Consider the following 22974-nt stretch of genomic DNA (forward strand, 5'->3'; position numbering starts at 1 on the left):
CTTTGTGCAGAAAGGTGCTGTAGACATGATCTATAAGGATAAAACCCGCCCTGTGGCGGACCGGGTACAGGACCTGCTGCAGCGCATGACACCTGGGGAGAAGGCTGGACAATTAGTCCAGCCTTTCGGGTGGCAGTGCTATGAGAAGCGTCCGGACGGAAGCGTCGGGATGACGGAAGCCTTCAAGCGCCAGGTTGCAGCCGGAGGCGTGGGCTCATTGTATGGAACGCTGCGTGCAGATCCGTGGACTGGTGTCACACTGGAGACGGGCTTGTCCCCGAAGGAAGGGGCGGAGGCGGTAAATGCCATTCAGGCTTACGCCATGAAGGAGAGCCGTCTCGGCATTCCGATCCTGTTCGGCGAGGAATGTTCGCATGGGCATATGGCGATTGGCGCAACTGTATTCCCGGTGCCGCTGGCCTTGGGCAGCATGTGGAATCCCGAATTGTACCGGGAGATGTGCCGGGTAGTGGCGCTGGAGACCCGCAGCCAAGGCGGCGCGGCGACCTATTCGCCAGTGCTCGATGTGGTGCGTGATCCGCGTTGGGGACGGACGGAGGAGACGTTTGGCGAAGACCCGTTCCTGATTGCCGCGATGGGCGTGGAGGCGGTAAAAGGGCTGCAGGGGGAACGGCTGGATGCGGAGGATTCCGTACTGGCGCCCCTGAAGCATTTCGCCGCTTACGGCAGCTCGGAAGGCGGCCGGAATTCGGCGCCGGTGCATATGGGGTACCGCGAACTGCATGAGGTGGACCTGCTTCCTTTCCGCAAAGCGGTGGAAGCCGGAGCCTTGTCTATCATGACCGCTTATAACGAAATTGACGGGGTTCCCTGCACGACAAACCGTTATCTGCTGCAGGATGTGCTGCGGGAGCAATGGGGTTTTGACGGGTTCGTCATTACGGATTGCGGAGCACTTGGCATGCTGACGAACGGGCATAATACGGCGGACAGCGGGGAAGCGGCGGTTGCCCAGGCGCTGCTGGCCGGCATCGATATGGAGATGTCCGGAGAAATGTTCGAAAAGCATATCTCGGACGCTATGGATCATGGACGGCTGCAGGAGTCCGATCTGGACCGCGCGGCTGCCCGGATTCTCGAGCTGAAGTTCAAGCTTGGGCTGTTCGACCGTCCTTTTACCGATCCTGAGCTGGCGGAGCGGACGATTGGCAGGCCGGAGCACCGGGAGCTGGCACGGCGGATTGCCGGCGAAAGCATCATCATGCTGAAAAATGAAGGCGGAACGCTGCCGCTGAGCAAGCGGATTCCGAAGCTCGCCGTGATTGGACCCAATGCGGATGCGCCCTACAATCAGCTGGGCGATTATACCTCGCCGCAGCCCAAAGGTGCGATTGTCACCGTTCTGGACGGCATCCGGCAGGCGCTGGGCGGCGGGCCGGGCAGCGTGCTGTATGCGCCGGGCTGCCGGATTAAAGGCGATTCCCGGGAAGGGTTTGCGCGTGCGCTGGCCTGCGCGGCTGAAGCCGATGCCGTTGTGATGGCGATTGGCGGCTCAAGTGCCCGGGATTTTGGCGAAGGGACCATCGATCTGCTTACAGGCGCTTCGGTCGTTACGGAGCATTCCTGGAGCGATATGGAGTGCGGCGAGGGCATTGACCGGGCCACACTGAACCTGATGGGCGTACAGCTTGAGCTGGTGCAGGAGATCCACAAACTGGGCAAACCGCTGATTGTGGTCTACATCAATGGCCGCCCGATTGCGGAGCCATGGATTGTGGAGCATGCCGATGCCATTCTGGAAGCCTGGTATCCCGGCCAGGAAGGCGGGCATGCCGTTGCCGGCATTCTTTTTGGTGAGGTGAACCCTTCCGGGCGGCTGACGATCAGCATTCCGAAACATGTCGGCCAGCTTCCCGTGTACTACTACAAGCGGCGGACGAGAGGCAAACGTTATCTGGAGACAGATTTCCATGCCGAGTATCCGTTCGGGTTCGGCCTTAGCTTCAGCGAGTTCAAATACAGCAACTTGAGGGTAGAGCCTTCCGTTATTTCTGCAGATGAGGAAGCCGCTGTATCTGTTGATGTCACGAATACAAGTGACCGGCAGGGCAGTGAAGTGGTTCAGCTGTATATATCAGATCTGGCTTCCAGCATAACGCGGCCGGAGAAGCAGCTTAAGGCCTTCCGCAAGATCAGCATCCAGCCGGGAGACACGCAGACCGTTACGTTCAAGGTCGGCAGAGAGCAGTTGGAGTACGTATCCGCAGATTTAACGCGGATCGTGGAGCCGGGAGAATTTACGATCATGGCGGGACCTAACTCGGCGGAATATTTAACGGCACCGCTCCATGTCAGGGAGGAAGGCTGAGCCATGAAGCGTATGAACCGGTTTATCGGCTGGCTGGCCAACCGGCAGTGGGCGGAGAAGATCGAGCTGAAGGAATGGAGTATGCGCAAATCACGCTATATCACGCCCGGCGTATACGAGCATGAAGAGGAGTATCATCCTCATTACAGCATTTCCCGGCTGGATGGCGGATATGGGACTACGTATTTCCTGCAGCGTGAAGTCACGCTCCCGGAAGACTGGCCGCGCGAAGCGTCTGCGCTGCTGTATCTAGGCCGCGGGGAGGGCCTTCTGAGTATTAATGGAGAGCCGTACCATGGACTGGACAGCAACCATTGGTTCATCCCGCTGCCGCCCGGCGCTGTAGGAGAGGAACTGCAGCTCCATATCGAGCTGTATGATCCGATTCCTGAGCCGGAGGATCCGCTGAACCGCCAGGCGGTGATTAAGCCGCCGCTGGAAGGAATTGAGATCACACTGGTGCGTGTGAATCCTCCCGTATACAGCCTGCTGCATACGGTTAAGGCAGCGCATGAAGCCGCCATGCTGCTGCCTGCTGAAGACGGGCGCCGCATCCGTATCCTGAGGGCGCTTGAGCAAACGATGGATGCGCTCTACATGAAGGAGGAGCTGATCCATGACGGCAGCGCCGCCGCGGATGCTGAGCAGCATTTGCGGGCTGTGGCGGCGGCGGAACGGGCAGAGGGACTGTCCGCCGGAACGATGCACATGGTCGGCCAGTCGCATATTGATATTGCCTGGCTGTGGCCGGTCCGGGAAACGGTACGCAAGGTCAGCCGGACTTTTTCTACAGTCTGCGCATTGATGGACAAATATCCGGACTTCCGTTATTCCCAGAGCCAGCCGCAGCTGTACGCTTTTGCCAAAGAGCATTACCCGCAGCTGTACCAGCGGATAAAGGAGCGGATTGCCGAAGGCCGGTGGGAGCTGGTTGGCGGCATGTGGGTGGAGCCGGATTTAAATATTCCAGGCGGGGAATCGCTGGTGCGGCAGATGCTGTATGGCCAAAACTTCTATCTGGAGGAGTTCGGCAAACGGTCTGCGATTGAATGGCTGCCCGATACCTTCGGCTACTGCGCCTCCCTGCCGCAGCTGCTGAAGCAGGCGGGAATCGATTATTTTATGACGACCAAGCTCGGGTGGAATGATACCAATCCTTTTCCGCATACGCTATTCCACTGGGTGGGCATTGACGGGACAAAAATCGTGGCTTATCAGAATCATGGGGTGAACGAACATACCCATCCGAAGGATGTCCAGGAGCACTGGCAGGCTTTTGCCCAAAAGGAGCAGCATAACGAATTGATGCTGCTCTACGGGCACGGCGACGGCGGAGGCGGGGTTACGCATGAAATGCTGGAGTATGTGGAGCGTACCGGCCTGACGCCGGGCCAGCCGGCCATCCGTTACTCGACGGCGGAGGCTTTTTTCTCAGGGGTCGGCTTCCAAGAGCCGGAGCTTCCGGCATGGCACGGCGACCTTTATCTGGAGCTTCACCGGGGAACATTCACTACCCACGCCTTTAATAAACGCAGCAACCGCAAGGCGGAAGTGCTGTACCGGCAGGCGGAGATCTGGAGTTTGCTCGCAGAGAGGAGCGGGCTGCTGGAGCCTCTAAAGGCGGCCTGTCCGGAGCTTGCCGAAGGGTGGAAGCTGCTGCTGCTTAACCAGTTCCATGACATTATCCCGGGGACTTCCATCCCGGAGGTGTACACCACTTCGCGGGAGCAGTACGCGGAAATCTTCCGCCTGGGCCGGCAGGTGCTGGACACTTCACTCCGTGCGCTGGCGGGCGGAGTAAATACTTCCGGGGAAGGCCGCCCTTTTGTGGTATTCAACAGCCTGGGCTGGGAGCGGACTGAGCTGATCCGGATCCAAGGGGACAGCAGTCTGACCGCGGTGCAGGCGTTCGATGAAGACGGCCAGCTGGACAGCGAATGCTGGAACACGGATGGGACCGGCGGCAGCTATACGCTGGCTGTCCGGGTCCGCAAAGTCCCTGCGTTTGGCTGCAGGACTTTCTGGCTGCGTGAGGCATCCGAACAGCATAACCAGAAGGCGGACATCAGCTCAGGAGAAGCCTTCCCGGAGCAGTGGGAAACAGAACATTATCTCCTTACATTTAATGAAGACGGTGAAATCAGCCGCTGGTATGACAAGGAGGCCGGCCGGGAGCTGTTACAGCCCGGCAAGACCGGTAACCAGCTGCAGTTCTTCCATGACACCCCGCCTTTATGGGATGCCTGGGACCTCGACCCGCGGTATGAGCAGCAGCCTGCTGGCAGGGCGAAGCTGCTGGACCGGCGGGTTCTGGTCAGCGGACCTGTACTGACGGTGCTGAAATTCCGCTGGCAGCTGAATCACTCGCTGATCGAGCAGGAGATCACGTTGTCCCGGCACAGCCGCAGGGTGGACTTCAAGACCTGCGTCAACTGGAAAGAGGAGCATAAGGTGCTGAAGGCGGCTTTTCCGGTGGATATCGTAGCAGCAAAGGCAACATACGAGATTCCGTTTGGGGCACTGGACCGCCCGACCCACCGCAATACCAGCTGGGAGCAGGCTCAATTTGAGGTCTGCGGCCACCGCTGGGCGGATTTGTCCGAAGGAAGTTATGGCGTCAGTCTGCTGAATGACTGCAAATACGGTTATGACATTTATGACGGCGTGCTGCGCCTCTCGCTGCTGCGCGCACCGCGCTGGCCGGACCGCCATGCGGATCAGGGGGAACATGAATTTACGTATTCTTTGTATCCCCATGCCGGGGAATGGCGCCAGGCGGCAGTGGTACGGGAAGCGGCGGAGCTGAACGAGCCGATGCTTGCGGTCAGCGAAGAACCGCATCCCGGCCGCTATCCGGGCACTTATGGCTGGCTCGGCTTTCAGAGCGGGCATGTGGTGCTCGATACGATCAAGAAGGCGGAGGACGGCAGCGGGACCATTGTCCGGCTGTATGAATCCTCAGGCAGCAGAAGTACGGCCGTGCTGGACTGGAAGGACGGCGGTGTCCGCGTCTGCCGGGTGAACCTGCTGGAAACGGAGACCGGTCCCGCCGACGCTGCCGGCGGAGTGATCCCGCTGTCTTTTAGACCCTATGAGGTCCAAACGATCAAACTATACCCTAAACAACATTCGCAGGAGGAATAGACATGCAAATCACCAGACACCCCAATAATCCGATCGTCGTCCCCGGCGGTTACGAATGGCGCAAGGTTACGGTCTTCAATCCTGCGGTCATCATCGATAACGGGAAATTTTACATGATCGAGCGCACCGCAGGTTCCCTGACTCCATGCAAAAACTTCCTGGGTCTGCTGGAGAGCGAAGACGGCGTAAACTTCACCCATGTGAAGGATGAACCGATTGTGACGCCCGATATGCTGGGTTTTCCGTACGGAAGTGTGCAGGATCCGCGGATTGTCAAAATCGACGGTACCTTTTATATGAACTACGCTTTGCGCCCCTGCGCCATGAGCTATTATCCTACCGGTGCGGGTGTCCCGGAACGCTCCATTCCGAAATACCCGGATGGCTGGGGGGAAGAGGATGGGCATTGGCTGACCCGCTCCTCGATTCTGAAATCGGATAATCTGCTGGATTGGGAATTTGTCGCGGACACGACACCGCTCGATATCAATGACCGGGACAATATCCTGTTCCCCGAAAAAATCGGCGGCAAATTCGTGCTGCTGCGCCGTCCCGAGGAATATGTGGGCGAAGTCTACGGAACGGAGAAGGCAGCCATGTGGATTACCTACTCCGAGGATCTTGTTCACTGGGAGGAACCCAAGCTGCTTGCCAAAGCGGAAAACCTGTCCTGGGAATCCCGGAAGATTGGAGGCTCCACGCCTCCGATACGTACGGACAAGGGCTGGCTGGTACTCTATCACGGCGTCGATGAAGACATCGTTTATCGTGTAGGAGCCATGCTGCTGGATTTGGAGCAGCCGGAAAAGGTCATTGCCCGGACCCATAATTTTATTATGGAGCCGGAGACGTATTATGAGAAATTCGGGTTCCAAATCCCGAATGTCATCTTCCCGACTGGAAATGTAGTCAAAGACGGACTGCTCTACATTTATTATGGGGTGACGGACACGGCGATTGCGCTTGCAACCGTTCCGCTGGACGACCTGGTAGAGCATATTCTGAAGGAAGCGCAGTAGGCCCAAAAAACAGATCATTTACCTTTTTCGGAAGGACGGCAGCTTTGCCAATACCGCAGTTTGCCGATACCGCAGTTTTGCCAATACCGCAGTTTGCCGATACCGCAGTTTTGCCGATACGGCAGCTTGCCAATACGGAGCTTTGCCAATTTAAACCGGTCTTTTCGCAGCAGTTCCTTTCAGGGCATGGTCCTTGCGGTACTGCCCCGGCGTCAGGCCGGTTTCTTTTTTAAACTTGCGGATGAAGTTTGGCGCGTCCAGGTAGCCCACCTGTTCAATGATCTCCTTAAGCGGTGCGCTCGTATTCTCCAGCAGCCGGATGACCTCATCCACCCGCCGCTGCCAGATATACTGCGAGAAGTTGCTGCCGGTTTTCTCTTTGAAGCTCCGGCTTAAATAAGAGGTCGAAATGCCAAACTTCAGCGCCACATGCTCCAGGCTGAGGGTATAATCCGCGAACTGCTGGTCCACATAAGCCAGGATGTCGTCCATTAACGAGGATTCGCTAGTCTCCGTATTCCGCTCCACCTGCTCGCAGATGGCGGCGGACAGAGAGCGCAGGCGGCTCTCCAGTTCTTCCAGTGTTTCAAAGGTGGTGAGTCCGGCGATGTCCGTGAACACCTCGTCCATGCCCAGCTCGGATGCCGTACGTAAAAAAGCGTTCAGCAGATCGAAGCAGATGCAGCGCAGCAGATGGACCTGCAGCGGCTCCTCCCTGATGGTATCGATGATATCGGCAATCAGCTGGACGGTTACCGACTCATTGCCCTGCTTCAAGCTTTGCTCCAGCTTCAGCATGGATTTACGCGGAATCCAGAAGCTTTCGGCGGCGGGCGGATTCAGCTCGGTCAGCTGCTCGAAGTAGGTTACCTGCCCGCTGCGCCGGATCATCCGGTGTTCCAGTGCTGCCGCGGCTTCAATAAAAGATTGATTGAGCTGCGCCAGGTCCCTGTAGGCCAGGCCGACACCGATGCTCAGCGCGGTCTGCGAATGCTCGCGGATCATGGCTTGAACCCCTTCAATTACCTGCTCCATGCGGCTCTGAACGGGGCCGTCCCCGTCGCCGGGCAGCGAAATAATCAAGGCGAACTGGTCCTTGACGGAGAATTCAACGCCAAAGATCTGGGCGTCAGGACCAGGGAGGCAAATACTGCTGAGCATCTCCTGCAGCAGCTGGCGTTCATGCGGGGAGGCTGCATCCGGTACCGTGTTATCCCAAGACAGGATAGCCGAGAAATAAAGGCCCTGTCCCTGCGGATGCCTAAGTCCTGCGCTAAGAATCATCTGTTCAATCTCGGGATCATCCGGCTTGCCGTGCTTAAGCAGCAGCATCATGCACTGATTGCGGACGAACGGCTCCTGCAGATCGATTCGGGCGCTGTAGTCATGAAGCGTCTGCCGGATCCATTCCCATTCATTGCGGAGCTTGAGCGACTCGCTGCCGCTGCTTCTCAGCTTGGCGAACTCCATCAGATCCTTGATCGGATGGTACTGCCGTTTGGCCAGCAGCAGGGCGGCCGCTATGCCGGTGATAACCGTAATACAAAACACGAGCAGGATCAGCGTCTGGACATGGGCAACACGGCTGAAAAATTGGTAGCTCGGCATGGTAGTCACATAGGTCCAGCCATTTTCTTTGGACTGTACAGAGACAACCGAATACTGTTCACCGTCCAGCTCAAGATTATGTATGCCCGGTTCAAGTGCGGACAAGGTGCTGAGCTCTTCCTGAGGCAGGTTAACGCCGTGGCTGTTTGCGGTCAGAACCTCACCGGCTGCGCTGAAGATATAACTGCTTCCCGAAAAATCACTGAGGATCGAATCCATGACACCGGTCAGCTTGGATTCCTTCATCAGATACACAACGGTTCCATAAGGATACGGATCGTTGGGTTTAATCGGCATCAGCATGACCAGCATGGGTTCCTTGCGGGAATTGACGGTCACGTTTTCGGCGGGGCGCACCAGCGGCTGCGTGGTTTCATTCAAGTCCCGCCGCAGTTGTTCCGGGGTCCAGCGCTCGAACTGGTAGAGGGTATCAAATGTGACTTTGAGATCGGCCAGTCCGCGGTAAGAGTAGATGTTGGAATCTTCGTGGAAATAGAGAAAAAGATCTTCCGCAATGCTGCTGCTGGCTTTGTAGTTGCCCAGCGCCTGGACCGCCTCCAGGCTGTAATAAGGATGCCTTACCATGTAGGGGGTAAGATGCTTGTCGTAAGCGATTCTGCCCGCAATCTCCTGAAGCTCGGCCATACGGGTGTCGATCGTGTTTTTAACTTGGTTGAGCTGATTGACATTGGATTGCTCAATTTCGACCCGAAGGCCCTTTACAGCGTTTTCATAAACAAAAATAGTGACGACGGTTAACGGGATGAGAAATATGAGAATGTAGGAAAAGGCATATTTCATTAACAGTTTGGATTTGAGATGGTTCCAGTTAAACCGGAATTTGGCGAACAAGGATGACTTAGATGCCGGATTTGCCATGATGCGTCCCTCCAGTGTAAAGGTTCAAATTAGAATTATATAAATAATAAATCACGGTTCTCTTCTTGACCAATCTTATGCTAATATAAACATTATAACATTATAATCTTTAATGTGGTGCAGCAAGTTTTACTTTATATTGGGCGGGCTGCGATCCGGGTTGAAGAAGGAGATGGAAAGAGTGGGCACAAGGAATGTGCTGCGCAATTTGCAGCTTGTTGACGGGTGGATGGTTGATATTGCCATTCAGGACGGAATCATCTCTGCTATTACACCGCCAGGCCAGGCTGAAGGAGATGCGGTACAGGACTGCTCCGGGTTATATGGATCCAGCGGATGGATTGATTTGCATGTGCATGCCGTGCCTGAGTTTGACCCGTATGGCGACGAGATTGATGAAATTGGCGTGAAGCAGGGGGTAACGACGCTGGTGGATGCCGGAAGCTGCGGCTCTGACCGGATCGGGAATTTTTATGCGGATAGTCAAAAGGCGGCTACACGGGTGTTTGCTTTTCTGAATATTTCACGGATCGGCCTTGAACGGACCGATGAGCTGTCGCAGCTGGAGTGGATTGACCAGGCGAAGGCTGTGGAGGCGGCAAAAACTTACCGGGAATTTATTGTTGGTCTAAAAGCGCGGATCAGCCGGAGTGTCGTCAAAGACAGCGGCATCCAGCCGCTCAGACTGGCGCGCGGGTTGTCGGAGGCGACAGAACTTCCGCTTATGGTACATATCGGATCGGCACCGCCGGCGATCTCCGAAGTGCTGGAGCTGCTGCGGACGGGCGATGTCATCACCCATTATCTTAACGGCAAATCCAATAATTTGTTCCACGCGGATGGTACACCGCTGCAAGGGCTGCTGGATGCAGCCGCCCGCGGGGTTCATCTGGATGTGGGACATGGCACCGCAAGCTTTTCCTTTAAGGTTGCGGAACAGGCAAAAAAAGCGGGGATCGGGCTGAATACGATCAGCACCGATATCTACCGGGGCAACCGTCTGAACGGGCCGGTATACAGTATGTCGAACGTGCTGACGAAATTTTTGGTGCTCGGCTACAGTCTGGAAGAGGTCATCCGCGCGGTTACAAGCAGTGCAGCGGCATGGCTTGGCAGGCCGGAGCTTGCCCAGATCAGAGTAGGGCAGCAGGCGAATTTAACCTTGTTTTCACTTGAGACGGGGGAGAGGCGGCTCACGGACTCGGAAGGCGATGTAAGGGTGGCGCAGCACTATATCGAGGCTAAAGGAGTTTTTGCAAATGGATCATTCATTACATGCTAAATACGGATTAAAGCGTGTTATTAATGCCAGCGGAAGAATGAGCATCCTGGGCGTATCTGCGCCAACGGATACGGTTATGGAGGCGATGAAGCAGGGCGGACAGCGGTATGTGGAAATTGCCGATCTTGTGGACAAATCCGGTGCGTACATTGCCCGGCTGCTCCGCTCCGAAGGGGCGGTAGTTGTCAATTCGGCATCCAGCGGCATTGCGCTGTCGGTAGCGGCCATCGTGACCGGCGGAGATCCGCGGCTCAGCCTGAGGCTGCACCAGGAGCCGATAGCGAAAAACGAAATCATTATGCTGAAGGGCCATAACGTGCAGTACGGAGCTCCGGTTGAAACCATGGTATTCCTGGGCGGCGGCCGGGTGGTTGAAGCAGGGTACGCCAACGAAGGCCGCAAAGAGCATATTGAACAGGCAATCGGTGAACGCACCGCAGCCATTCTCTATGTTAAATCCCATCATGCCGTCCAGAAAAACATGATTTCCGTAGAGGAAGCCTGGGAGGTTGCGGAAAGCCGAGGGATCCCGCTGATTGTTGATGCGGCTGCGGAAGAGGATCTGCTTAAATATGTCCAATACTCCGACCTTGCGGTTTACAGCGGCTCGAAGGCTGTTGAAGGACCCACCTCAGGCATCGTCGCCGGCAAACAGAAATACATCGATTGGCTGAAGGTGCAGCTGCACGGAATCGGACGCAGCATGAAGGTTGGCAAAGAGACAACCTTTGGACTGCTCCAGGCACTGGAGGAATACCAGGACAAGGCAGACAACAGCGAAATGGAGAAGCAGGCGCTGGAAGCTCTTAATCCGCTGTCCCAGCTTCCGGGGGTATCCGTCCGCATCGTGCAGGATGAAGCAGGCAGAGCGATTTACCGCGGACGTATCCAGATTGATTCCTCCGCTGCTGGGCTGGATGCGAAAACCGTTAATGACCGTTTGCGTGAAGGCGGGATTGCCGTATATACGCGGGATTACGGCGTGAAGCAGGGGTATTTCGATATCGATCCAAGGTCGCTGCAAGGGGATGACCTTCAAATTATCGTAAGCAGAATAAGCGAAATTGTAGGAGGCGGACGCCATGAGTAATATGCATCAGCGTTTATATAAAAAGAGAGCCGCACTTAATGTGCTGGCGGGCGGGATCGAGAATGCCGAGGAGGTTTTTGCGGCGGCAGAAGGGTATGTCCTGGTAGGCGTGCTCTCCAAAAATTATGCAAACGCGGAAGAAGCCGCGGCTGCTATGGCTGAATATGGGAAGCCGATTGAAGATGCCGTGTCCATCGGATTGGGAGCGGGCGATAACCGCCAGGCGGCAGTGGTCGCGGAGATTGCCAAAACCTATCCCGGCAGCCACATCAATCAGGTGTTTCCGGCAGTGGGGGCAACCCGGGCCAATCTGGGAGCCAGGGACAGCTGGATTAACAGCCTGGTCTCTCCCTGCGGGAAGCCGGGGTATGTGAATCTGTCGACCGGCCCGGTCAGCTCGGGGATCGGGCAGCAAGCGGTTGTTCCGGTTGAAGCCGCCATCGCGCTCGTCCGTGACATGGGCGGCAATGCGCTGAAGTATTTTCCGATGCAGGGGCTGAAGCTGGAAGAAGAGTACCGTGCGGTTGCCAAGGCCTGCGGGGAAGCCGGGTTCGCTCTGGAGCCTACGGGCGGAATCGACCTGGACAATTTTGGCCCGATCCTGGAGATTGCGCTGCAGGCAGGTGTGCCGCAGGTGATCCCGCATATCTATTCCTCAATTATTGATCCGCAGACCGGGAATACCAACGTAGAGGATGTCCGCAGACTGCTCGATAAGATGAAATCGCTGGTGGACCGGTATGCCTAGGATTGCTGCTTTTGGCGAAGTGATGATGCGGCTGCAGGTTCCAGGCTATGAAACGCTGGCCCAGAGCAGCAGGCTGGAGTATTCTTTTTCCGGGAGCGGAGTCAATGTAACGGCGGCACTGGCCCGGTATGGCCATAACGGTGCGCTCATCACCACCCTGCCGGAGACTCCGGTAGGCGAAGCGGCCATTACTTATCTGCGGAAGCTGGGGGTGGACACTTCATTGATCAGACGGGGCGGCAGACATGTGGGGATGTATTTTCTGGAGAATGGCTTTGGTCCCCGTCCCGGCAGAGTCACCTACACAGACCGGCTGGGCAGCAGCTTTAATACGGCAGAGCCAGGCACCTATAACATGGCCGCTCTTGCTTCCAATGTGGACGTTCTTCATTTATGCGGCATCACGCTGGCTATGAACGAAGAAGTGCGCAGGCAGATGAAGCAGCTTGCCGCAGAGGTGAAGGGCGCCGGAGGCAAGGTGGTTTTTGACTGCAATTACCGCCCGGCGTTATGGGGGGCTGAGGGTTATTCCCAAGCCCGTCCGCATTATGAGGATCTGCTGGAGCTGGCGGATACAGTGATGATGAATGAGAAGGATGCGCAGTTTATCCTTGGCATCGAAACCGGAGAGTATGATAGAATAACACAGTTGAAACAGGCTATTCCGGAAGTGGCCAAACGCTTCGGAATCGAAACGGCAGCGGGAACCCACCGGGAGATTCATGCGGACAACACGCATTCGTTAACCGGATATGTGTATCATCAAGGCCAATCTGAGTTTTCCCGTAAGCTGACTTTCCCGGTGTTTGACCGGATTGGCGCCGGGGATGCTTTTACCAGTGCCATCATCCATGGGGAGCTGCAGCAGTACCCGTGGCGGCAAACGGTTAATATGGCAGCGGCGGCGGCGATGCTGGCGCACACGACCCAAGGCGATACCGCGCTTTTTACTGAAAGTGAGGTGCTCCGGGCGCTGTCAGACCATACCTTAGATGTTGAAAGGTAGTGAACGGCGCGTGTCTCTGAAACGCAAGCAAGGCCCTTTATATAAACAGATCCAAAAAATCCTCAAAGACCGGATTCTGCACGGTGTATACCCGCTGGGGAGCATTATTCCCTCCGAGCAGCAGCTGGAAAAGGAATTTGGCGTCAGTAAAATGACGGTCCGCGGTGCGGTCCAGGAGCTGGCCCAGGAAGGTTATGTGCAAAAGAAAAGCGGTATTGGAACCATTGTGATGCGCAATACCTCTTACCAAAAGCTTTCCAAAGGTAAAAGATTTACCGAGCTGCTTGTGGAAGAGGGCCATAAGCTTGAAAAAAAACTGCTGGGATCCAAGCTTATTGCGAATGCTGCCGGCAGCGAGGAATATAAGCGCCACGGACCGTACTGCCAGAGGATCGAACGTCTCTACACGCTGAACGGACAGCCGTATATCCATCTTGTCCACTTCCTGACAGCTGACGTGCTGCCCGGCGGAGGCGCCAAAGCAATGGATGCGGATATCCAGTCCCTGTACGACGCTTTGGAGGAAAACGATATTGTACTGGAGAACTTCAAGGACCGTTTTTTTGTGGAGCAGGCGCCTCCCGAGGTCTGTCTGCTGCTGGAGCTTCCGCCAGGAACCCATGTGCTCAAGCGGCTGCGCAACTCCTACGACGGGGAAGGCAGGCTGATCGAACACAGCGTCGGCAGCTATAACACAGAGCTCCAGCACTATCTGGTCAGTTACGATACTTGAAGCTGGCGGGAGACTGGAACAGGGCTTTGGTTGAATAGAAGGATTCGTTGATAGATCAATGATTGATGAAAGATCATTATGTGAAAGATCAATAATTTGAAAGATCAATAATTGATGAAAGATAAATAATAGTTCAATAGATCATCAATACACGTATAATCATTCAATAGCAGAAAACCACTCGTTGAATCGATAGAATCGGTTGAATCGATCAATGTTCGTTGAATCATTCAATAGTTGAAAACCACTAGAATGCAGTTCTTTTACAGGCTCCCGCTGTTTGCAGCGCGAGTCTTTTTTTAGGCGGAGTTCCTAATGTCATAAAACACAGTGGAATAATGTGAATTTTATCTTTTCAAATGACATACTTTGTGAGAGAATAGTTACAATTCTTGGTTGGTAACGTGTGCCAATATAATTATAGGGGAGGAAATACCCATGTCAGAAGACCGTAAGCTGTCGTTTGAAACTTTAGCCGTTCATGCAGGACAAGAGATCGATCCAACCACTTTTTCCCGGGCAGTCCCGCTGTATCAGACCACTTCTTACGGTTTCAAGGATGCGGAGCATGCGGCAAACCTGTTCTCTCTTAAGGAATTTGGCAATATTTATACCCGGATTATGAACCCGACGACCGATGTGTTTGAGCAGCGGGTGGCTGCACTGGAAGGCGGCGCAGGCGCATTAGGTACCGCATCCGGCCAGGCTGCGATTTCCTTCTCCATCTTGAACATTGCAGGAGCAGGGGATGAAATTGTGTCGGCGGCGAGTCTGTACGGGGGTACATATAACTTGTTTGCCTCGACGCTGCCCAAGCTGGGCATCAAGGTGAATTTTGTGGACTCGGATGATCCCGAGAATTTCCGCAAGGCAATTACGGATAAGACAAAGGCGCTGTTTGCAGAAACGGTTGGCAATCCGCAAGGCAACGTATTGGATATTGAAGCGGTGGCTGCCATTGCGCATGAGCATGGGATCCCGCTTATTGTGGACAACACGTTCCCCAGCCCGTATCTGCTGCGGCCAATTGAATTCGGGGCGGACATCGTTGTTCACTCGGCAACCAAATTTATTGGCGGACACGGCACCTCCATCGGCGGCATCATTGTCGACAGCGGAAAATTTGATTGGGCCGCCAGCGGAAAATTCCCGGGTCTGACCGAACCCGACCCAAGCTATCACGGCGTGGTGTACACCGACGCTGTGGGGCCGATCGCTTATATTATCAAAGCCCGCGTTCAATTGCTGCGCGACCTGGGCGCCGCGCTGTCGCCGTTTAACGCTTGGCTGCTGCTGCAGGGCCTTGAGACGCTGCATCTACGCATGGAACGTCACAGTGAAAACGCACTTAAGGTGGCACAGTATCTGGAGAACCATGAAGCGGTTGAATGGGTGAGTTATGCAGGACTGCCGAGCCATCCTTCCTACAAGCTGGCACGTAAATATTTGCCAAAAGGGCAAGGGGCGATCCTGACATTCGGCATCAAGGGAGGCAGCGATGCAGGACGCAAAGTGATCGAAAATGTGAAGCTGTTTTCGCATTTGGCCAATGTCGGCGACTCGAAGTCGCTTATCATCCATCCGGCCAGCACGACGCATCAGCAGCTTACCGAAGCAGAACAGCTCGCCGCAGGCGTAAAGCCGTCGCTGCTCCGCCTGTCGATTGGTACCGAGTCAATTGACGATATTATTTACGACCTGGAACAGGCGATCGCCGCCAGCCAGGCTTAAGCGACCAAGGCTCAAGGCCCGGTACCCGCAGACCAAGCGGGTATCGGGCATTTTTTTTATAAAACGCGGAAGGAAGAATAGCAAATGGATAAGAAGTATAAGAGTAAAAGAGTATAGGAGTAAAAGAGTATAAGAGTATAAGAGTATAAGAGTATAAGAGTATAAGATGAACCCCTTTGGCGCAGCTCTGTATGGGGCCCCTAAGGAGAGGTTGACGCTTCGTTGTTATGTGTTATAATTGAAATGAATAGGAACATTTGTTCGGTTTTGTATTGGAGATAATCTACAGCATCCACGGTGGCAAGCCGTTTTGGTGGAGTGAATAAAAAGTCAGGCTTTTACAGGCCGTTTTGCTACCACGCATCATTTGTCTCCGAGGTTTGCAGTTTCGGTAGAGAAAGAAGGTTATGGATACATATGAGAAAGGCATATAGGGAAGGCGATATATTTACGATTCCGATGCAGGACGGACGGTTTGCCGTATGCCAGGTGGTGTGCGCGCTGAAAGGCCGTTTCAAAAAGGCGTTTTCGTTTGGTGTCATTCGCCTGGTGCATGATGAGACAAATGTGGAGGATGGGAACTTTCTCAGCTACCGGTTCGGAAGCCGGCAGAGAAGCGTGATTTTCACCTCTCCGGAGAATCTTCGAAACGGAACGTGGAAGATCGTATGCAATATTCCCTTGACCCCTGACAAGGAAGAACTGAAAGTATTCGAGTGCGCCGGACATTTGTACCGTGGAGACGAATACATTCGGAGTCTTAGTAAGGATGAGTATGGCAAGTTCAATCCGCTGGGTGCGGCCGGTTATGAGCTGGTACAGACTCATCTGTCGGGGATGAAGGAATGACGGTTTTTGGGTAGGACGGAAGGGAAGCAACAGAAGCAGCAGACGTAACGGGCCTAAGTGAAAGGGAGTTCTCGATAAAATGTCAAAGCATTATGGGCGCCCTGGTCAACTGGAATCTGACTACAGTAGCCTGGTAGATCATTGCAGGGATTGTGGTCCTGCCGATTTCCCGCGGACGGTTGGCCCAGCCTGCCGATTCTACATACCAAGGTGTTTTGTTAATGCAATTTAATTATGAGAGGAGACGTTATGATGAAGGATTTGCTGAGCCCTATGGAGTCCATGTACAGCGATGGTTATTTCCCAAACTTCCTGGTGGACAAGGTGAAGAACGAGATTGAGGGGCTGGTGCAGTTTTTACAAGAGGGTAAGCATTCTGAAGCTGCCGTGCAGGAACGGCTGGACGTTATGACAAAAGCAATCAATGAGATTCAGGAAGAATTTTGGGAAAATGACAGCGAAATTGAGACCGTGGCACGGGATACCATTGCTGAGACGGTTGAAAACGTGCTTAAGGCGTTTGATTTTGATATTGATCTGGAAACGGCGCTGAGAGAACGGGAGTGGTAGAGCTAAATTAAAACTGAGAACGGGATGGGCAGAGCGAAATTAAAACTAGAGAACGGGACTGGTTGAGCTAAAATAAACCTGAGAACGGGATTAGCAGAGCTATATAAAGCCGTATGTAACCGGATTCCAAGAGGGCGCAGCCAGGAACGGCTGATCGTTAGGAGAAGCCATTCATTCAGTAAAAGTTTAGGGAGAACGCACCAGCAGGGGGAGCTATATAGACTGAACTATCGAATGAAAGGAGGGAGGGGAGGTGTCGCGGAGGCAATTTGGAGATGGAGGAGCGAACGCGATTGCCTTTATTTTCGGAGTTCTCCCGCTAAATCAGGAATACCATTCAAGAACTCCGAAAATAACAGCAACCGGAAGTCCCGAATTGGCCGCAGTGACAGCTCCGCCCAACCTGTCCCTCTTAAGTTCAGTTTATATAGCCGTTCGCCTGCTGTCATTTTGAGACCGCTAACATAATATCGCTGCACCGCCCGTATGAATTAATGAAAGGCCACCGGCTGGCTGTATCTGATATGAACGCCGGTTTTTAATCATATTCCAAAGGTGGGTGCGAGAATGAAGGGTGAATCGCGGCAGGAGCGGTTCGGAAATCAGGTGCATCACCCGCTGGGCGCCGATCTCTCCGCAGGCGGAAGATATGGCGCGAACGCTCCCGGGTACGCTGACCCGGTTCAAGTTTCCGGTGAAGGGCAGGAACAGAACGGAAGATCGTCCGGGAATCTGCCGGACATTTATTATGCCGCGGACGAAGGGTTTTACGTGCTGCCGGAAGGCCAGGACGATCTGCGGGAATTCCGGAGCGGGCCTTCTGGAGGCCCCAGGCTGATCCGGGCGGACGAGTGGCTGCTTGAGCCGCAGGTGCTGAAGCTGTGCGATACATGGCTTACGGAGGAAGGACGGGATGGAGAACGCGCATGGCAGCGTCTCCGCCTCCGGCTGAGCAGCGCTGCGCACCGGCTGCTCGATTCACCGGGGGGCGCCTGGACGGCCGTGACGCTGCTGCACATGCCCGAGCTGTCCCGGCGGCCCGCTCGGCTCGCCGCGCTGCGCGATGCACAGCTCGAAGCGCTGTTCACCGCGCTGGCTTCGCTCCAGCGCGAAGGGCAGGACGGCCGGCTCGATCTGCTGGCGCCTTACCCGGCCGGACCCGACGAATTCGCGGACATACGCGAATTCACCGAGCGCGTGGCCGAAGAGCTGCTCGGCCACGCGTTTGCGGCGGCGTGCCGCGTCGGGGCGCTGATTGCGCCCGACTGCCCGCCCGCCGCCGCGGGGGAAATCGCGCGTACCGCCGATTTCCTCGTGGTGGACGGCGCGGCGGCTGCGCCCGCGCCGGCGGAATCCGCCGCGCACTTCGTGCGCGCGGCGGAGGAGCTTGCGGCGGCGGTCCGGCGGGTGAAGCCGTCCGCCGCCGTGTTCGCCGCGGGGCCGCCTGCCGCGGCGAATATGGCCGATCTGTATGCGATCGGCCTGCGGGGGATCTTTTGCCGTCCGGAGCAGCGGACGGCTGTGCTGCTGCAGGCCGCCGGGCTGATCCGGCGGCCGCGGCAGGCACGGGCGGAGCGGCGGGAATAGCGCTGCTACTTCCGCCGCTCCGCCGATTAGGCAGAAACAGCCCGCCGGGTGCCCGGCGGGCTGTTTCTGTTGTTTGGCCGGCCGGCCGAAGTTTTCGGCCGGCCTACTTTTGCATTAACCAGCGAACCAGCGCCACCTTAACTAACCTCTTGCCCGACAAAAAGCGGGAAATCACCTGTTTACTTTCTCCTGATTTGTGGGTATAGTTAAAATATAAGTTGCACTGAAGAAAACATTTTGTACAAGTACAAAAATGATTATCATTCTCATTTATGCATGCTGTCCCGGCTGAGCCGGGGCAGCATGTGCCGTTTTAAGGGCTCTAATAATGGCTCTCATTCTCATTTAGAGGGAAGCACTGGCAGCCGTTCTTGGTCTATCGACGACACGCTAGCAAGTCTAGCACCACTTGGTCTACCGGCAACACGCTAACACGCTTGTACCGTTCTCGGTCTACCGGCGACACGCTAACACGCCTGTATCGTTCTCGGTCTACCGACGACACGCTAACACGCCTGTACCGTCCTCGGTCAACCGGCAACACGCCAAAAAGTACACGGGCTGGCGCCTCTCTCGCCGGCACACCGGCAGCAAAAAAACGACTACTCACAGGAAGGTGATTATCATGCAAGCAACAATGAAACCACTGCAATCTCCGGCGGCCCGGACGGGAGCAAACCGTCCCGGATCGCCAAAGCGGCGCCGGATCGACTATAAGGCGCTGCTGAGCAATACGGAAATGAGAGCGGCGCTTGGCAGCGGTATTTTGACATTGGCCGCTTGGGGAACGGCCGGCCGGCTGCCCGTGCTGTCGGTCCTGCTGTATATCGTGGCATACGCCGTCGGCGGCTGGCTCAAAGCCAAAGAAGGCGTGGAGACGCTGGTCAAAGACCGCGACCTCGACGTGAACCTGCTGATGATCGCGGCAGCGGTCGGGGCGGCAGCGATCGGATACTGGAATGAAGGCGCGGTGCTGATTTTTATTTTTGCGCTGAGCGGCGCGCTGGAGAGCTACACAACCGAACGCAGTAAAAAAGACATCTCCGCCCTCATGGCCCTGAAACCCGCGACCGCACTGCGGATCGAGCGGGGGACAATGAACGAGGTGCCCATTGATGAGCTGGCGATTGGCGACCTGCTGCTGGTGCGTCCGGGCGAGCTGATTCCGGCGGATGGAACTGTGGTCCGGGGGCAGTCGGCGGTGAACCAGGCTTCGATTACGGGCGAGTCGGTTCCGGTCGACAAAATGGCGGGCAGCGGCGTGTTTGCCGGAACGCTCAACGGGGAAGGCCCTCTGCAAATTGAGGTAACCAAGTCGGCAGAAGACACCGTGTTCGCAAAAATCATCCGCATGGTCGAAGAAGCCGAAACCGAAGTGCCGGACTCACAGCGTTTCATCAAACGCCTCGAGGCGATTTACGCCCGGGTCGTCGTCGCGGCGACCGTACTGCTGCTGGCGGTCCCGCCGTTTGTCCTGTCCTGGAGCTGGGACGATACCTTTTATAAAGCGATGGTGTTTCTGGTAGTTGCGTCCCCGTGCGCACTCGTATCGTCGATTATGCCGGCGATGCTGTCGGCCATTTCCAAAAGTGCCCGGCGCGGGATTCTTTTTAAAGGCGGCGTGCATCTGGAAAATCTGGCGAAAACGGCGGTTGTGGCGTTTGACAAAACCGGTACGCTGACGGAGGGACAGCCGAAGGTGACTGATTTTATCGCCGGCGAAGGTTATGACCGCGCTGAACTGCTCACGATTGCCGCTTCCGTTGAAAATATGTCCCGACACCCGCTCGCCGAAGCAGTGGTCCGGCAGGCGGAGGAAGAAGGCATCGAACTGCGCGGCGTGCAGGATTCCAAATCCCTGACCGGCTGGGGAATTGAAGGCCGGGTGGGTGGCCATCTATGGCGGATTGGCAAAAGCGACGGACTGGACGCGATAATGGATACGGATGGTGCGGTTACAGCTAATGAATGGCCGGTTAGCGAAATTGTCCCCGGAGAGGCAACCGGCGAATGGTCAGCACAGGACGCCACTCACAGTGCATCGGGCGGATGCCCAATTACAACACCTAATGCACACACCGTCGACGAAGCTGTTGCCGGTAAACAGATTGCTCCGTCTACTGCCGGCGGGAACAGTCCGCAGCCGGGCATGACAGCGGAGGACGCTGCATACTGGCGGGAAGTGCGCGCCCGACTGGAAGCGGAAGGCAAGACGGTGTCGGTGATCCTGGACGGCGGCAAAATAGCGGGGATGATCGCCCTGCAGGATGCCGTGCGGCCGCAGGCGGCAGCGGCGGTCCGAAAGCTGAAGGAGCTTGGCGTCACGGTAGCGATGCTGACCGGTGACCGCTCGGCAACGGCAAAGGTGATTGCCGAACAGGCCGGCGTCGATCTGGTGTATGCCGATCTTTTGCCGGAGGACAAAGTGACCCGCATCCGGGAGCTGCGCGAACGTTACGGCTCGACCGTGATGGTTGGTGACGGTGTGAATGATGCTCCGGCATTGGCCGCCGCGACAGTTGGCATGGGCATGGGGATGAAAGGCAGCGGGGCTGCGCTGGAAGTGGCCGATGTGGTACTGATGAACGATAATATTGAAGAAATCGCCGCGACCATATCGCTTGCACGCCGCACACAGCGGATCGTGAAGCAAAATATGATTTTTGCCGTCAGCGTCATCGCAGCCCTGATTCTTGGGAATTTCATTGAAGGGATTGCGCTGCCGTTTGGCGTGGTGGGGCATGAAGGCAGCACCATTTTGGTCATTCTGAATGGGCTCCGGCTGCTGCGCTAAATGGTCGATGGCAATTAGATTGTTCACAAAATATTTTTCGGATCCCCTTTCCGGCATATTGACAGAACTCCGTAAGGTACTCATAATAAATGCTACATTATAATTATTTTAAATAAGATGCTGCTGCTGATGCCTGCTGCTGATGCGTTCCATCTTAAGGAGGACTCTGTCATGTATAAATCGATTATTGTCGGCACCGGGCCGGCTGGACTGACCGCCGCGATCTACCTTGCGCGCGCCAACCTGAAACCGCTCGTGATTGAAGGATTGCAGCCTGGAGGCCAGCTCACCACAACAACGGAAGTGGAGAATTTCCCGGGGTTCCCTGACGGCATCATGGGTCCGGAGCTGATGGACAATATGCGTAAGCAGGCGGAGCGGTTTGGCGCGGAATTCCGTTCAGGCTGGGTGAACAGCGTGGAGCTCGGCGGACGGCCGTTCAAATTGAACGTTGAAGGCATGGGCACCATTGAGACGGATACACTGATTCTTTCGACAGGCGCCACGGCAAAATATCTGGGCATCCCCGGCGAAGAAGTTAATGTGGGACGCGGCGTCAGCACGTGCGCGACCTGCGACGGCTTTTTCTTCCGCGGCAAGGAGATTATTGTGGTCGGCGGCGGCGACTCCGCGCTGGAAGAGGCCGGTTTCTTGACCCGTTTTGCTTCCAAAGTAACGCTGGTGCACCGCCGCGAAGAACTGCGCGCCTCCAAAATCATGCAGGACCGCGTACGGGCAAACGAAAAAGTAGCCTGGGCGCTGAACCGCACGCCGCTTGAAGTCATTGCCGGGGAAAACGGCGTGAGCGGACTGAAGGTACGCAATAACGAGACGGGAGCGGAGGAGATCATCGAAGCCAGCGGCGTATTTGTGGCGATTGGTCATCATCCGAACACGGCGTTCCTGGGCGGACAAATCAATACGGACGCGAACGGCTACATCATGACTAATCCGGGCACGTCCGAAACAAATATTCCTGGTGTCTTTGCCTGCGGCGATGTGCAGGATACACGCTACAGACAGGCGATTACGGCGGCTGGCAGCGGCTGCATGGCGGCAATGGATGCGGAAAAATACATCGAAAGCCTGGAGCACAGCGCGGTCATTTTGTAATCTTTTCCCGGAAGTTTGTCCGGTGCTACAATACACAAGAGGGCTGCCCGCGCCGATCGCACAAGGCTTGGAGTAGAGCAGCGTGCCGCGCGCTGGCCCGAATTCGGCCATATTGGAGGGGAGACACCGCCTATGGAGAATGTCATTGTGTATACTTCGAGCAGCTGCCCGCACTGCCGGCAGGTCAAACGGTTTTTGAACGAAAAAGGCGTGTCATTTGAGGAACGCAACATCGAGCAGAGCGGGAAGTATGCCCAGCAGCTATGGGATTTGGGAATACGTGCGGTGCCGGTAACCAAAATCGGCGAGCATACCATTGTAGGCATGAACAAAACGCAGCTGAACAAGGCGCTGGAGGCTTAAATCCCGAATGCCCGCACTGGACGTTTGAGTCAGGGAGCCTGCACTGGGCGCTTAAGTCCCCGAAACCTTGCCGGGAAAGCTGCTGTTCACTGCGCTCTGTTAGTGAGCCCCGTGACGTACACGTATTGC

Annotated in this window: 16 protein-coding genes; 15 read left to right on the forward strand and 1 reads right to left on the reverse strand. The window is 55.7% G+C overall.

Annotated features, from left to right (window positions below; genetic code table 11):
• The first annotated feature begins 25 nt into the window (after positions 1-25).
• The 3 genes from ACE6ED_RS02200 to ACE6ED_RS02210 are packed head-to-tail and all read left to right on the forward strand — an operon-like array spanning position 26 to position 6492.
• Complete coding sequence (locus ACE6ED_RS02200; protein WP_410825313.1) at positions 26-2329, forward strand: glycoside hydrolase family 3 N-terminal domain-containing protein; 2304 nt, start codon at positions 26-28, stop codon at positions 2327-2329.
• 3 nt (positions 2330-2332) lie between these two features.
• On the forward strand, positions 2333-5473 hold the full coding sequence (locus ACE6ED_RS02205; protein ID WP_410825314.1) for an alpha-mannosidase: 3141 nt from the start codon (positions 2333-2335) through the stop codon (positions 5471-5473).
• A 2-nt stretch (positions 5474-5475) separates the two neighbouring features.
• Positions 5476-6492 (forward strand): glycoside hydrolase family 130 protein, encoded by a 1017-nt coding sequence (locus ACE6ED_RS02210; RefSeq protein WP_410825315.1) that lies wholly within the window; start codon positions 5476-5478, stop codon positions 6490-6492.
• Positions 6493-6642: 150 nt separating this feature from the next.
• Here ACE6ED_RS02210 and ACE6ED_RS02215 read toward each other — a convergent pair whose 3' ends face one another.
• A complete protein-coding gene (locus ACE6ED_RS02215; protein ID WP_410825316.1) occupies positions 6643-8979 on the reverse strand; it encodes a helix-turn-helix domain-containing protein in 2337 nt (778 codons plus the stop codon).
• Positions 8980-9160: 181 nt separating this feature from the next.
• Between ACE6ED_RS02215 and ACE6ED_RS02220 the strand changes: the two genes are divergently transcribed.
• The 12 genes from ACE6ED_RS02220 (at position 9161) to ACE6ED_RS02275 (ending at position 22845) form a co-directional block, all read left to right on the forward strand.
• Entirely contained in the window at positions 9161-10261 is a 1101-nt protein-coding gene (locus ACE6ED_RS02220) for an amidohydrolase/deacetylase family metallohydrolase (protein WP_410825317.1), read from the forward strand.
• Complete coding sequence (locus tag ACE6ED_RS02225; protein WP_410825318.1) at positions 10239-11351, forward strand: DgaE family pyridoxal phosphate-dependent ammonia lyase; 1113 nt, start codon at positions 10239-10241, stop codon at positions 11349-11351. Before ACE6ED_RS02220 ends, ACE6ED_RS02225 begins: the two co-directional genes overlap by 23 nt.
• Positions 11344-12099, forward strand: coding sequence for a 2-dehydro-3-deoxy-phosphogluconate aldolase (dagF, locus tag ACE6ED_RS02230; protein WP_410825319.1), 756 nt, complete (start codon positions 11344-11346; stop codon positions 12097-12099). Before ACE6ED_RS02225 ends, dagF begins: the two co-directional genes overlap by 8 nt.
• Positions 12092-13105, forward strand: a complete 1014-nt coding sequence (locus ACE6ED_RS02235; RefSeq protein ID WP_410825320.1) for a sugar kinase — start codon at positions 12092-12094, stop codon at positions 13103-13105. The genes dagF and ACE6ED_RS02235 overlap by 8 nt, the downstream gene beginning before the upstream one ends.
• A gap of 10 nt (positions 13106-13115) precedes the next feature.
• Positions 13116-13838: a GntR family transcriptional regulator gene (locus tag ACE6ED_RS02240; RefSeq protein WP_410825321.1), complete on the forward strand. Its 723-nt coding sequence runs from the start codon at positions 13116-13118 to the stop codon at positions 13836-13838.
• Between the two features lie 438 nt (positions 13839-14276).
• Entirely contained in the window at positions 14277-15569 is a 1293-nt protein-coding gene (locus tag ACE6ED_RS02245; RefSeq protein ID WP_410825322.1) for a homocysteine synthase, read from the forward strand.
• A 417-nt stretch (positions 15570-15986) separates the two neighbouring features.
• Positions 15987-16418 (forward strand): immunity 26/phosphotriesterase HocA family protein, encoded by a 432-nt coding sequence (locus tag ACE6ED_RS02250; RefSeq protein ID WP_410825323.1) that lies wholly within the window; start codon positions 15987-15989, stop codon positions 16416-16418.
• A 252-nt stretch (positions 16419-16670) separates the two neighbouring features.
• Complete coding sequence (locus tag ACE6ED_RS02255) at positions 16671-16988, forward strand: DUF5713 family protein (RefSeq protein ID WP_410825395.1); 318 nt, start codon at positions 16671-16673, stop codon at positions 16986-16988.
• Between the two features lie 567 nt (positions 16989-17555).
• Positions 17556-18575: a hypothetical protein gene (locus ACE6ED_RS02260; protein ID WP_410825324.1), complete on the forward strand. Its 1020-nt coding sequence runs from the start codon at positions 17556-17558 to the stop codon at positions 18573-18575.
• Between the two features lie 625 nt (positions 18576-19200).
• Positions 19201-21369, forward strand: a complete 2169-nt coding sequence (locus ACE6ED_RS02265) for a heavy metal translocating P-type ATPase (protein WP_410825325.1) — start codon at positions 19201-19203, stop codon at positions 21367-21369.
• Positions 21370-21540: 171 nt separating this feature from the next.
• Entirely contained in the window at positions 21541-22482 is a 942-nt protein-coding gene (trxB, locus tag ACE6ED_RS02270; protein WP_410825326.1) for a thioredoxin-disulfide reductase, read from the forward strand.
• Positions 22483-22614: 132 nt separating this feature from the next.
• Positions 22615-22845 (forward strand): glutaredoxin family protein, encoded by a 231-nt coding sequence (locus tag ACE6ED_RS02275; RefSeq protein WP_410825327.1) that lies wholly within the window; start codon positions 22615-22617, stop codon positions 22843-22845.
• Positions 22846-22974 lie beyond the last annotated feature (129 nt).

Origin of the sequence: Paenibacillus nanchangensis, from assembly GCF_046543445.1 — a bacterium.
GTDB classification, from domain to species: Bacteria; Bacillota; Bacilli; order Paenibacillales; family Paenibacillaceae; genus Paenibacillus_AQ; species Paenibacillus_AQ nanchangensis.

Coding starts and splice junctions, on each gene's coding strand:
- ACE6ED_RS02245 (WP_410825322.1), top strand. CDS start 14,277: ATGTCAGAAGACCGTAAGCTGTCGTTTGAAACTTTAGCCGTTCATGCA.
- ACE6ED_RS02250 (WP_410825323.1), top strand. CDS start 15,987: ATGAGAAAGGCATATAGGGAAGGCGATATATTTACGATTCCGATGCAG.
- ACE6ED_RS02255 (WP_410825395.1), top strand. CDS start 16,671: ATGAAGGATTTGCTGAGCCCTATGGAGTCCATGTACAGCGATGGTTAT.
- ACE6ED_RS02265 (WP_410825325.1), top strand. CDS start 19,201: ATGCAAGCAACAATGAAACCACTGCAATCTCCGGCGGCCCGGACGGGA.
- ACE6ED_RS02260 (WP_410825324.1), top strand. CDS start 17,556: ATGAAGGGTGAATCGCGGCAGGAGCGGTTCGGAAATCAGGTGCATCAC.
- ACE6ED_RS02205 (WP_410825314.1), top strand. CDS start 2,333: ATGAAGCGTATGAACCGGTTTATCGGCTGGCTGGCCAACCGGCAGTGG.
- dagF (WP_410825319.1), top strand. CDS start 11,344: ATGAGTAATATGCATCAGCGTTTATATAAAAAGAGAGCCGCACTTAAT.
- ACE6ED_RS02210 (WP_410825315.1), top strand. CDS start 5,476: ATGCAAATCACCAGACACCCCAATAATCCGATCGTCGTCCCCGGCGGT.
- ACE6ED_RS02225 (WP_410825318.1), top strand. CDS start 10,239: ATGGATCATTCATTACATGCTAAATACGGATTAAAGCGTGTTATTAAT.
- ACE6ED_RS02275 (WP_410825327.1), top strand. CDS start 22,615: ATGGAGAATGTCATTGTGTATACTTCGAGCAGCTGCCCGCACTGCCGG.
- ACE6ED_RS02235 (WP_410825320.1), top strand. CDS start 12,092: ATGCCTAGGATTGCTGCTTTTGGCGAAGTGATGATGCGGCTGCAGGTT.
- trxB (WP_410825326.1), top strand. CDS start 21,541: ATGTATAAATCGATTATTGTCGGCACCGGGCCGGCTGGACTGACCGCC.
- ACE6ED_RS02215 (WP_410825316.1), bottom strand. CDS start 8,979: ATGGCAAATCCGGCATCTAAGTCATCCTTGTTCGCCAAATTCCGGTTT.
- ACE6ED_RS02200 (WP_410825313.1), top strand. CDS start 26: ATGATCTATAAGGATAAAACCCGCCCTGTGGCGGACCGGGTACAGGAC.